Source organism: Streptomyces abyssalis, from assembly GCF_001751365.1.
GTDB lineage: Bacteria > Actinomycetota > Actinomycetes > Streptomycetales > Streptomycetaceae > Streptomyces > Streptomyces abyssalis.
The window spans coordinates 862,112-874,710 of record NZ_LJGT01000037.1 but is presented as its reverse complement, the minus strand read 5'-3'; the positions used below and the strand labels follow the sequence as shown (position 1 = coordinate 874,710).

Genomic DNA, 12,599 nt, shown 5'->3' with positions numbered 1-12,599 from the left:
AGTCATTAATTCACTGGAGCCGGTATCATGAATTCTTATGGCCAGGGACCTTGAGATCACGTTGCTCCGGTCGTTCGTCACGGCCCTGAGGTCGGGGAGCATCAGCCGTGCCGCGACGGCGCTCGGCCACAGCCAGCCCTCGCTCAGCCAGCAGTTGCGCAAGCTCGAGAGCGCCGTCGGCAGTCCGCTGCTGCACCGGTCGCCGTCCGGCGTCTCACCGACCCGCGCCGGTGAGGAGCTCCTGCCCTACGCCGAGCGGATTCTCGCGCTCTCCGCACAGGCCCTCACCGAAACGGGGCGCGCGCTCACCGGTCACTGCGGCATCGGGCTGCTCGAGGACCTCGCTGCGTCCCGGCTTCCCCAGGCCCTCGCCGACCTCGCCCGGCTGCACCCCGGCGCGACGCTGGAGGTGCTCAGCCTGTCCAGCACCGCGACGCGGGAGGCCTACGATGCGGGCCGCGTCCAGCTCGTACTGGACGCGGTGCCGGACATTCCCGGGCCGCCGCGCTGGACGGTACGCCGTCCGCTGGCCTGGGCGGCCGGCCAGGGTGTGGACGTGACCGCCGATCCGCTGCCGGTGGTGCTGTTCTCGAACCCCTGCTCCTGGCGTACGTCGGTGCTGGAAACGCTGGAACGTGCCGACCGGCGCTGGCGCGTGGCGTTCGAGAGCAACAGCCTGGCCGGTGTGCTCGCCGCGGTACGCGCCGGTCTCGGCGTCGCCGCGCTCATGCCCGCGAACCTCGAACCGGCCATGGCCTGCCACGACGCGGACGCCCTGCCCGCCCTGCCGGACGTCGAGTTCGGTCTCGTACGGCACCCGCGGACCGAAGGCGATCCGCTGATCGATGCCGTGGAGACCGCGCTGCGGCGCATGATCTGAGCCCTGCGGCCGAGGCCCGGAGACGGCCAGGTGCGGGGTACGGGGGCGTGCGTGGGCTCTGACGGGGCGTCACCCGGGCTCCTCCTCCGTGGCGTCCTCGCCGCCCAGGGCCGTGTCGGTGGTGGTGCGGTGGGGCACGGGCCGGGGTGCGGTACTGCCGAGGCGGCCGTTCTGGAAGTCCTCCACCGCCTGGACGATCTCCGCCTTGGTGTTCATCACGAACGGCCCGTAACGGGCGATCGGTTCGCGGATCGGCAGCCCGCCGAGAAGCAGCACCTCCCAGCCGGTGCGGCTGCCGTTGTAGTCCTGGCCGTCCGCCGACTGCAGGGACAGGGCCTCACCGGGGCCGAGGACTGCGAGCTGCCCTTCTTCCAGCGGCCGCCGCTCCGTGCCGACGGTGCCGCGCCCGGCCAGTACGTAGACCAGGGCGTTGAATTCCGGGGGCCAGGGCAGTGCGAGCCGCGCGCCGGGGCTGACGGTGGCATGGACGTAGGAGATGGGGGTGCGGGTCACGCCGGGGCCGCGGTGTCCGGCGAGGTCACCCGCGATGACGCGCAGCAGGCTTCCGCCGTCGTCGCTGGAGAGCAGGACCGTCTCTCCCGCGGTGATGTCCTGGTACTGGGCGGGCGTCCACTTCAGGGACTTGGGCAGATTGACCCACAGCTGGACTCCGTGGAAGAGGCCGCCCTTGGCGACGAAGTCCTGCGGGGGCAGCTCGGAGTGCAGCACGCCGGCGCCCGCGGTCATCCACTGGGTGGCGCCTTCGGTGATCAGGCCGCCGCCACCGGTGGAGTCGGTGTGCTCGAACGCGCCGTCGAGCATGTAGGTCACTGTCTCGAAGCCGCGGTGCGGGTGCCAGGGGGCGCCCTTGGCTTCGCCCGGCCCGTACTCCACCGCGCCGAGGTGGTCGAGCAGCAAGAACGGGTCCGCGGCGGAGAGGTCCATGCCGGGGAAGGGCCGCCGGACCTCGAAGCCCTCGCCTTCGAGCTGCCTGCGGGCGGTGACCGTCCTGACGACGCCCCGCCACCGGGTGCTCCCGCCGGCGGGGGACGGGACGCGCGGCAGGGTGAAGGTGTCTGCGGTGACGGCCGGCATGGTGACCTCCTGGATGCCAGAGACTGCCAGAGAACTGGTGCACCCTCGACAATGAAGTTTACGCTTCAAATATTCCGGCCCTCTGGCCCCAGTCCCGCCGCACGCGAACGGCGTCCCGCCGACGCCACCGGTCTTCTTCTCAGCCGGAGAGCACGTCCGCCACGGGCACCGTGTCCCTGGCGGCGACGGCCGTGAGGATGCGCTGAAGGCCGGCGGCGATCGTCTCGGCGCGTGCCCGGTCCAGGACGTCGGGGCGGTAGTCGAAGCGCAGGGCGAGACCTCCCTCACCGGCGAACGCCACCAGTGTGAGCGGGTAGTGGGCGGCGTCCCGGCCCTCGACGGCCTCGACGCGGAGGCCCGGCACGGGCTCCTCGAGACCGGACCGGTCCAGCGGATAGTTCTCGAAGACCACGTGGGTGTCGAACAACTCCCGCCGCCCCGCGATGCGTTGGATGTCGCCCAGACCCAGGTGGTGGTGTGGCAGCATGCGGGCCTGCTCCTGCTGGAAGCGGGCCAGCAGCTCCTGGACGGTCTCTCCCGGATCGACCGTGAGCCGCACCGGAACGGTGTTGATGAACAGGCCGATCATCGACTCCATGCCCGCGACTTCGGGCCTCCGTCCGGAGACGGTCGTACCGAAGAGCACGTCGCGCGTCCCGCAGGAGCGGGCGAGCAGCAGCGCCCACGCCGCGAGGAGCACGTTGCTGAGGGTGAGGCCGCCGTTTGCCGCGGTACGGCGCAGGGCCGCGGTCGTCTCGTCCGGGAGCACGATGTGCAAGGGCTGCGGCGGCACGGCTCCCGCGCTGATCTCGCCTCCGGTCAGCCTGGTCGCGGCGTCGACGCCGTCGAGCGCTTCCTGCCAGGCCGCACGGGCGGCATCCTCGTCAAGGCGGGCCAGCACGGCGAGGTGTTCGCGGTACGGGGTGACCGCGGGGAGAGAGGTCCGTGCGGCGCTGCCCGCGTGCACGGCGTACAGGGCGAACAGTTCGCGCACGAGCAGCGGCATCGACCAGCCGTCGAGCAGCAGATGGTGATTGGTGAGCACGAGCCGGTGGTCGCTCTCCCCGCAGCGCAAGAGGCTGAACCGCATCAGCGGCGGCCGGTCCAGGGTGAACCGGCGGCGCAGGTCCGCGTGGAGGAGGCGCCGGATCACCGCCTCGCGGCGTCCGGCGGCCACTCCTGTCACGTCGACTTCGCGCCACGGCGGTTCGACGGTGCGCTGCAGGACCTGCACGGGGCGGAGCAGATCCTGGTGCACGAAGGCCGCTCCGAGGTTCGGGTGGCGTTCCAGCAGCGCTCTCGCGGCGGCGCGCATCGCGTCGGCGTCCGGCTCGTCCCGCAGCCGGAGCACGATCTGCGCCTGGTACACGTCCGGGCTGCCAGGGGCGAACAACGAGTGGAAAACCAGGCCCTGTTGGAGGGACGTCAGCGGCAGTACGTCCGTCAGGTGCGGGTAGCTCTCCTCCAGCCGGTCGACCTCCACCTGCCGCAGCCCGGTCAGCGGCAGGTCGGAGGGGCTGCGGCCGCCCGCGCCGGGAGAGGCCGCATGCGCCACCAGCGCGTACAGGGCGCTGAACCACAGGTCGGCCAGCTCCCGTATCTCCGCGCGACGGAACACCCCTGCGGCCCACGACCATTCGGCGCTCAGCACAGGGCCGTCGGAGCCGTCCGCCGTCAGCGAGTTGACGTCGATGAGGTGGCCGCCGGGCAGCGCCGCGTGCGTCCCGGTGCCGCCTTCGTCCCGGCGGTCCGGCAGGTCCGCCTGGCCGGTCCGGTCGCTGTCCGCGTGGCCGTTCCGGTCGCTGTCCGCGTGGTCGCCGCCGGCGAAGCCGCCGCCGGCGTCCGCGGGCGAGAAGTCCGCGTCGTCCGCGGCACCGAAGCGGCCGAGGTAGTTGAACCCGAGCTGCGGGGTGCCGAGTCCGGCCAGCCCTGGACCAGTACGGGGGTCGAGGTACCGCAGGACTCCGTAGCCCACGCCTCGCTCCGGGACGGCCCGCAGCCGCTCCTTCACCCGCTTGAGCGCCTGCCCGAGCGCCGGGGTCGCGTTCCACACGTCGCCCCAGTCGCATCCGGTGGACTCGAACCGTACCGGGTGGACGCTGGTGAACCAGCCGACGGTACGGGAGAGTTCGACGCCTTCCTCCCCGTCGGCGCCGGCGGTGCCGTCCCCGTCCGGGCGGCCGTGCGACTCGAGGTCGAGCACGACGTCGCCGGGAGCGAGCCCGCGTCTGCGGCGCCACTCCTCCATGGCGAGCGTGAAGCCGGTGAGCAGGACTGGCTCCGCTCCGCAGTGGAAGGCGGCACCGACCTCGGTCAGCAGTGCACGCGTGCGCCCCGGAGGCATCGTCACCCGCAGCCGTTCCACGCCGGTGCCCGCTCCCGCGGGGGCCGGTCCCACAAGGCCCGCTCCCGCAGGGCCGGTTGCCGCAAGGCCGGTTCCCGTTCCCGCGGGCGCGCGGGCTGCGGTGTCCGCATGCGCCGGGCCGGCCCCGGGCAGGGCCGACGACCACAGTGCCGTCTCGTCCTTGCGTGCGCCCTCCTCGCCCTGGCGGGCCAGGAGCCGGGCCCACTGCCTGAACGACGTTGTCGCGGGCGGCAGTTCGGGCCGCCTCCCGGCTGCCACGGCGTGGTACGCGGAGGCGAGGTCGGGCAGCAGGATGCGCCAGGAGACGCCGTCGACGGCGAAGTGGTGCACGACGAGCACGACACGTCCCGGGCGTTCGGGGCCACGGTCGACGAAGACGGCCTGGAGCATCCGCCCCGCCCGCGGGTCCAGCCGTTCCTGCGCCGCGCGCACCGCCTCGGAAAGCTCCCTTCCGTGATCGCTCTCGTGCCTGACGCCGTCCCGCGAGCCGACGTACCGGACGCAGTCCTCGGCCCGCACGGCACCCGGCGGCGGCACTTCGAGCGTCCACGGCCCGGCGTGCTCCCCGGGCCCCTGCGGCGCCGCGAACCGCAGCCGGAGCGCGTGGTGGTGGTCGAGCAACGCCTGCACCGCCGCGGTGAGCCGTTGCCGTGTCAGACCGAGTGGGGCACGCAGCGTCATGTGCTGGCTGAACCTCGTGGTCTCGCCGCCGTGTTCGCGCCACCAGTGCATGACCGGGGTGAGCGGCACCGGGCCGCACGCCTCCGCCACGGCCGCCGAGGCTGCGGCTTCGCCGTCCGCTTCACGGGCCGCGTCCGCACCGGCGGTGCTCGTGTCCCCTGCGGCCGTGTCCACGGGTCCGGCTCGGGGACTGCGGCGCTTGATCTCCTGGGCGACGGTGGCCAGTTCGGCGACCGTGGGGTGCTTGAAGACGTCGCGCACGCTGAAGCGCAGTCCGGCCGAGCGTGCCCGGCTGACGAGCTGGATCGCCGTGATGCTGTCGCCGCCCATGTCGAAGAATCCGTCGGTGACGCCGGCGGACGGCAGGCGCAGCAGTCCGGCGACGATGTCGCAGAGCACGCGCTCCCGCTCGGTTCCCGGGGCGGCGCCTGCGCCAACGGGCACGGGACGCGTGGGTACGGGCAGCGCGGCACGGTCGAGCTTTCCGTTGCGGGTCAGGGGCAGGCGCTCCAGCACGACGTGCGCGGTGGGAACCATGTAGTCCGGCAGCAGCCGCCCGGCGTGTTCCCGCAGGGCCTCCCAGTCGACGGTGTCCGCCGCCTGTCCGTCGGCGGGCACCAGGTAGGCGACCAGGCGCCGTTCGCCCGGCCCGTCGCCTCCGGGCCCTGGTTCGTCGCGGGCGACGACGGCGACCTGACCCGCTCCGCAGTGTCCCGCGAGCACAGCCTCGACCTCTCCCGTCTCGATGCGGAAGCCGCGCAGCTTCACCTGGCCGTCGGCGCGGCCGACGAAGCCCAGCACTCCGCCGGGCAGCCACCGCACGAGGTCGCCGGTGCGGTACATGCGCGCTCCGGCGGTGCCGAAGGGGGCGAAGGGATCAGCCACGAAGCGTTCCGCGGTGAGGCCGGGCCGGCCAAGGTAGCCGCGTGCGACACCGGCGCCCGCCACGTACAACTCCCCGGCCACGCCTTCCGGTACGGGCTGCAGGGCCTCGTCGAGGACGTACACGCGCATGCCGTCGAGCGGTCCTCCGATGGGCACCCCCGTGCCGGGGCCCGAGGCCGTGCCCGAGTCGGTTCCGTCCTTTCCGCGCCTGTCCGCGTCGGAGTCGCCGACGGCGTGCCGGGTGGCGAAGGCCGTCGTCTCGGTCGGGCCGTATCCGTTGATCACGCGGGTGCCGGCGCAGTGCGCGCGCACCGCGCCGACGGCGCGTGGCGAGACCACGTCGCCGCCGGTCCACACCTCGTCGAGCCCCCGTAGGGCCGCCGGGTTCTCCTCGGCGACCAGCTGGAAAAGGCCCGCGGTGAGCCAGAGGGTGTTCACGTGTCCTGCGGTGAGGAGTTGTTCCAGCGTCACCACGTCCAGTTCGCCCGGCGGCGCGACGACGACCTCTCCGCCGGTCAGCAGCGGCGCCCACATCTCGAACGTGGAGGCGTCGAAGGAGTGCGGCGAGTGCAGCAACGTCCGCCGGGGCGTGCCCCGTTGGCCACCCGGGGACGGGCAGAGCGCCAGGGCGACGATGTCGGCGTGAGTGACGGCCACGCCCTTGGGCACGCCGGTCGACCCCGAGGTGTACATGACGTAGGCGAGACCGGCCGGTCCCGCCGGGCCGGCCGGGGGGCCGCCGGGAGCACTCACGGGTGCAGGCCCCCCGCCGCCTCCGGGCGCCGCGCCGTCCTCCCGGCCCTCCACCGGGCCGGCGGTTCCCTGCACCTCCAGTACATGGGGATTTCCCGGCCAACTGCCCCCGCTCTGCTGCCCGTTGCCGACCAGGAGCAGCGGCGCCCCCGACTCGGCCACGACCTGCTCCTGCCGGGCACGTGGCGCCCGCGCGTCCAGCGGTACGTACGCACCTCCTGCCCGGAGGATCGCCAGCAGCGTCACGACGAGGGCCGGGGACCGCTCCATGAGGACCGCGACGGGCGTCTCCGCTCCCACCCCGGCGCCGGCGAGCCGCCGGGAGAGCCGTTCGGACCGTGCGTCCAACTCGGCGTACGTCAGGGCCCCTTGGCCGTCGGAGCCGGGTGCGCGCACGGCCACCGCGTGCGGTGTGGCGTGCACCTGCTCCGCGAATCGCTGCGGAACGGTGCGGTGCGCGGAGCCGGGCAGGGCGCCGGCGGTGCCCCACTCGGCCAGCAAGCGGTGCCGCTCCCTGCCACCGAGGACGTCCAGCCGGTGGACGGGAGTGTCAGGGCCGGCGGACACCTCCTCCAGGAGCCGTTCGAAGCGCCTGCCGAGCGCTTCGGCGGTGCCGTGGCCGAAGAGGGCGCTGCGGTATTCGAGCCGCCCGTCGAGTCCCAGGCAGCCGGCGTCCGCACCACGGTGCTCGTAGAGGCTCAGGCAGAGGTCGAACTTGGCGGCACCGGTGCCGACGGCACCGACCGTGGTCGTCAGCCCGGGCAGTGCGACGTGCTCCGGCGGTGCCTGCGTGAGCGTCAGCATGACCTGGAACAGGGGCTGTCCTGGTGCGCTGCGTTCGGGGTTGAGCGCTTCGACGACCAGGTCGAAGGGCACGTCCTGGTGTGCGAACGCGGCGAGGTCCGATTCCCGTACGCGGGAGAGCAGTTCACGGAACGTCGGTGCGCGGGAGGTGTCCGTGCGCAGGACGACCGTGTTGACGAAGAAGCCGACGAGGCCGTTCAGACTCGCGTCGGTCCGCCCTTCCACGGCGGTGCCGACGGGTATGTCGTCACCGGCGCCCAGCCGGGTCAGCAGCGCGGCCAGCGCGGCGTGCACCACCATGAAGAGGCTGGCCTGCTCCGAGGCGGCCAGATCCGCGAGCCGCGCGTGCACACCGGCCGGTATGCGCAGCTCGACGCTGTCGCCGCTGCTGTCGGCGTCCTCCGGGTCGGGGGCCCGGTCGGCGGGCAGGGCTATTCGCCGTGGCAGGCCCTCCAGTGCGCGCGTCCAGTGTTCGAGGCCGTGCCCGGCCGCGGTCCGCGCGCCGGCGGGGCCGCTGCCGTCGGGTCCCGGTCCGCCGCTGCCCGTGTCCGCGTCCGCGTCCGTGTCCCTGTCCGTGCTCATGCTCGTGCTCGTGCTCGTGCTCGTGCCGAGGACGGTGCGCTGCCACAGCGCGTAGTCGGCGTACCGGACGGGCAGGGGCTCCCACTGCGGCGCACGCCCGTCGCGGCGCGCGGCGTAGGCCGTGGCGAGGTCGGTGAGGAGCGGTTCGAGTGAGGCCGCGTCGCAGGCGATGTGATGCAGCAGCAGAAGCAGTACGTGTTCGCCGGGCCCGTCGGGGTCTCCGGGCCGAGGGCGGGGGGAGAACAGCTGGGCCCGCAGGGGCGGTTCGCTCTCCAGCCGGAAGGCGTGCCGGGCCGCGGCGTCCAGAGCCTGGTCGAGCCCGTCCGCTCCGGTCCCGGTCCTGGTCCCGGTCTCGGTCTCGGGCAGCCATACGCGGGCCTCTCCCTCCGGAAGCACATGCTGTTCCGGGCCCGCGGCGCCGGTCCGTACGACCGTGCGCAGCGGCTCATGGCGTCCGGTCACATCCAGGAGGGCGGTGTGCAGGGCGTCCTTGTCCAGGTCGCCGCTCATCCGCAGCACCAGCGGCACGTTGTACGAGGCGTCCGGTCCGGTCAATGACTGCTGGAACCACAGCCGGCGCTGTGCGTGCGACAGAGGCACGCTCGCCGGCCGCACCCCGGCCGGGTCGGCGGCGGCCAGGGCAACAGCGGGCACACCTGTCCGCAGCCGGGCGGCGAGCCCCGCGACGGTCGGGTGCTCGAACACGTCCCGTACGTCGATCTCGGCGTCCAGTTCGCCGCGGACCCTGCTGACGAGGCGTGTGGCGCGGAGGCTGTCGCCGCCGAGGTCGAAGAAGCCGTCGTCCGCACCGATGGCGCCGACGCCGAGCAACTCCGCGTACAGCGCGGCGAGATGCCGCTCCTGCGGGCTCTGCGGCTGTCGCCCCGCCGCGGTGTGCGGCGTCGCGCGCCCGGCCGGAGCGGGAAGGGCGGACCTGTCGAGCTTCCCGTTGGCCGTCAGGGGCAGCCGGTCCAGCCGTACGAACACCGACGGCAGGAGATGCTCCGGCAGCCGGAGACGCAGATGCTCGCGCAGGGCGGCACCGGAGTCCTCGAACGGCCCGGCTGCGCGGCCCTGTTGAGGTGCGCCGCCCTCGGGAACCACGTAGGCCACCAGCCGGGCCTCCTGCGCCGCGCCGTCGCCGTCCTGCCTGGCGGCGACAGCGGCGTGCGCGACACCGGGGGCGCCTGCCAGGGCGGTCTCGATCTCGCCGGGCTCGATGCGGAAGCCGCGCACCTTCATCTGGTCGTCGGCTCGTCCCGCGTACTCCAGTCCGCCGTCCGCACGCCACCGCACCAGGTCTCCGGACCGGTAGAGCCGCGAACCGGGCGGCCCGAACGGATCGGCGACGAAGCGTGACGCGGTCAGGCCCGGACGTCCGAGATAGCCGCGGGCGACGCCGGCGCCCGCCACGTACAGCTCGCCCGTCGTGCCGGGCGGCACGGGTCGCAGCCGGGCGTCGAGCACGTACAGACGCGTGCCGGCTACGGCCTTCCCGACCGGGCTGCCGCGTCCGGCGAGATGACGGTCGTCCAGGCCGAGCCGAGTGGCATGCACGGTGGTCTCGGTGATGCCGTACATGTTGACCATGCGGGGCGCGGACGCACCGTGCCGCTCGCGCCATGGGCGCAGCAGCTCAGGGCGCAGGGCCTCGCCTCCGAAGACGACGAGTCGCAGGGCGGGTTCACGGCCGCCTCGCGGTTCTTCGGCATCGGCGCGGTCGAGGGAGAGGAATGCGGAGGGCGTCTGGTTGAGCACGGTCACGCCCTCCGCGACGAGCAGGTCGAGGAAGGCGCGGGGCGAGCGGCTCACGTCGTGGCCGACGACGACCAGTCGCCCGCCGTGTGCGAGGGCGCCCCACATCTCCCACACCGAGAAGTCGAAGGCGCATGAGTGGAACATCGTCCACACGTCGTCGGTGCCGAAGCCGAACGGGGCCGCGGCGTCCTCGAGGAGCGTCACGATGCTGCTGTGGGAGACCACCACGCCCTTGGGGCGGCCGGTGGAACCCGAGGTGTAGATGACGTAGGCGGCGTGCGACGGCGTCAGTGGCGCGCACCGGTCCGCGTCGGTGACGGTCGCATCAGGCGTGTGGGGCTCCGGGGGCCCGTGCTCTGTCCGGGGGCTCAGGTCCGCCGACTCGCCCTCGGCGCGGTCGAGTTCGTCCGGCGAAAGGGTCAGCAGGGGCTGTGCGTCGGCGAGGATCGTACGGACACGCTCCTCGGGCCAGCGGGGGTCGACCGGCAGATAGGCGGCACCTGTCTTCGACACTGCGAGGATCGCGGTCACCAGGTCGGCCGAGCGCGGCAGCAGTACGGCGACGATGCGCTCGGGGCCCGCGCCGCGCCGGATCAGCCATCGGGCGAGCCGGTTGGCGCGCGCGTCGAGCTCTCCGTACGTCAGCCGGGTCTCCCCCGCGGTGACCGCCACCGCCCGGGGTGTACGCGCCGCCCAGCGCTCGACCAGCTCCGGCAGGGTCAGGGACGGCCGCGGCTGATGCGGCACGGCGGCGCCCCGCGGCACGAACAGCCGCCGTTCACCGCCCGTCAGAGGGTCGATCCGCCCGGCGGGCAGGTCCGGCCCGTGGACGAGCCCGCGCAGCAGATGGACGAAGCGCCGTGCCTCGGCCGCCGCCTCGGCCTCCGTGAACCGGGCCGGATCCGCGTCCAGTTCGACGCGCAGCGTTCCGCCGCCGGCCGATGCCGGGTCCGGCGCGTGGCGTGAGTCCCGGTGGCCTGAGTCCCGGTGGACGGTGAGGGACAGGTCCTCGACCGGGCCGATCGCGACGTTGCGCATGACCATCGGCCGTCCCGCGAACTGCTGACCGTAGTCGAAGGGCAGCACGTTCACGGCCAGCCCGAACAGCCGCCCCCCGCCCGTCAGTCCGAGGTCGCGGCGCAGGTCCTCGCAGCGGTAGCGCTGGTGGGCGAGCGCGGATTTCATCTCGGCGGCCACGCCGTGTACGAGTTCGGCCGCGGGCCTGTCCGGGTCGACCGCCAGCCTCAGCGGCAGCACGTTGGATGCCATGCCCGGCACGGTGCGTACGGTCTCGCCCGTCCGTGAGGTGACGGGCAGGCCCAGCATCACCTCGCCCCCGCCGCGTCCATCGCCGATCCGACCGCGATTCCCGCCTGCCGTACGGGCGTACACGTGCAGCGCTGCGGCGGCCGTCACCAGCACGGGCCACCGCACGCCGAGCCGCCGGGCCTGGTCCCGCACCGTCCGCCACGCCCCCGGAGGGAGCACCGCGCTGCGGCGCAGCGCGAGTCCGTCCGCGGCGGCGTGCCGCGCGTCCGCCTCGTCCCCGCGCGGCGCGGAGGTCCATGCGAGATCACCGGGGCCGGGCCGGGCGGCCGTGCGCCCCAGCCAGAAGCCGCGGTCCGCGAGGTGAGCAGGCGACGCCCGGTAGGCGGCCTCGTCGTCCAGGAGTGCGCTCAGCGGCCCGAACTCCCCTGCCGTGGGCGGTTGTCCGTTCTCCATGGCCGCGTAAACGCCGCTCAGCCGCCGGGAGAAGAGCGAGGAGCTGAAGCCGTCCAGCACCAGGTGGTGTGCTCCCAGATACCAGCACGTGCTGCTTGCGGACAGCCTCAGCAGCGCGCCGCGGAAGAGCGGTCCGCGTTCCAGGTCGAAGTGCCGTGCCAGGTCGGCGCGCATCCACGCCGTCGCGGCACGGCGCGGATGCCGTTCGCCGCTCAGGTCGACGTACGGCACGCCCCACTCCGGCAACGGCCCCGTGTGCTGGCGGGGTTCGCCGTCGGGGCCCACCGTGAAGCGTGCCCGCAGCGCCTCGGATTCCGCGATGACGTGCCGGAACGCCGTCTCGAAGGTCTCCGGGTGCAGTGCTCCGGCGACCTCGACGCTGATCCCGACNCGCGCGGCGCGGAGGTCCATGCGAGATCACCGGGGCCGGGCCGGGCGGCCGTGCGCCCCAGCCAGAAGCCGCGGTCCGCGAGGTGAGCAGGCGACGCCCGGTAGGCGGCCTCGTCGTCCAGGAGTGCGCTCAGCGGCCCGAACTCCCCTGCCGTGGGCGGTTGTCCGTTCTCCATGGCCGCGTAAACGCCGCTCAGCCGCCGGGAGAAGAGCGAGGAGCTGAAGCCGTCCAGCACCAGGTGGTGTGCTCCCAGATACCAGCACGTGCTGCTTGCGGACAGCCTCAGCAGCGCGCCGCGGAAGAGCGGTCCGCGTTCCAGGTCGAAGTGCCGTGCCAGGTCGGCGCGCATCCACGCCGTCGCGGCACGGCGCGGATGCCGTTCGCCGCTCAGGTCGACGTACGGCACGCCCCACTCCGGCAACGGCCCCGTGTGCTGGCGGGGTTCGCCGTCGGGGCCCACCGTGAAGCGTGCCCGCAGCGCCTCGGATTCCGCGATGACGTGCCGGAACGCCGTCTCGAAGGTCTCCGGGTGCAGTGCTCCGGCGACCTCGACGCTGATCCCGACGTGGTGGCGCACGGAGCCGGGCGCGAGGGCCTGGCCCATCCACATGCCGGACTGGGCGGCGGTGAGGGGCAGGCCCTCGCGCCCGGCCGGGAGCACGCTCATGCCGGCCTCGTTCCCC

The 12,599-nt window shown here is 73.6% G+C and carries 4 protein-coding genes; 1 reads left to right on the top strand and 3 read right to left on the bottom strand.

Annotation, left to right across the window (positions count from 1 at the left end):
- The first annotated feature begins 37 nt into the window (after positions 1 to 37).
- The gene (locus AN215_RS06925; RefSeq protein ID WP_070009635.1) at positions 38 to 880 is read left to right on the top strand and encodes a LysR family transcriptional regulator; all 843 of its coding nucleotides are present in this window, start codon (positions 38 to 40) and stop codon (positions 878 to 880) included.
- Between the two features lie 69 nt (positions 881 to 949).
- On the opposite strand, the gene AN215_RS06920 is transcribed toward AN215_RS06925, so the two are convergent.
- The 3 genes from AN215_RS06920 to AN215_RS30270 form a co-directional block, all read right to left on the bottom strand.
- On the bottom strand, positions 950 to 1,975 hold the full coding sequence (locus AN215_RS06920; RefSeq protein ID WP_070009636.1) for a pirin family protein: 1,026 nt from the start codon (positions 1,973 to 1,975) through the stop codon (positions 950 to 952).
- Positions 1,976 to 2,114: 139 nt separating this feature from the next.
- On the bottom strand, positions 2,115 to 11,846 hold the full coding sequence (locus AN215_RS06915) for a non-ribosomal peptide synthetase (RefSeq protein WP_245694310.1): 9,732 nt from the start codon (positions 11,844 to 11,846) through the stop codon (positions 2,115 to 2,117).
- Positions 11,738 to 12,583 (bottom strand): condensation domain-containing protein, encoded by an 846-nt coding sequence (locus AN215_RS30270; protein ID WP_245694282.1) that lies wholly within the window; start codon positions 12,581 to 12,583, stop codon positions 11,738 to 11,740. The genes AN215_RS06915 and AN215_RS30270 overlap by 109 nt, the downstream gene beginning before the upstream one ends.
- Positions 12,584 to 12,599 lie beyond the last annotated feature (16 nt).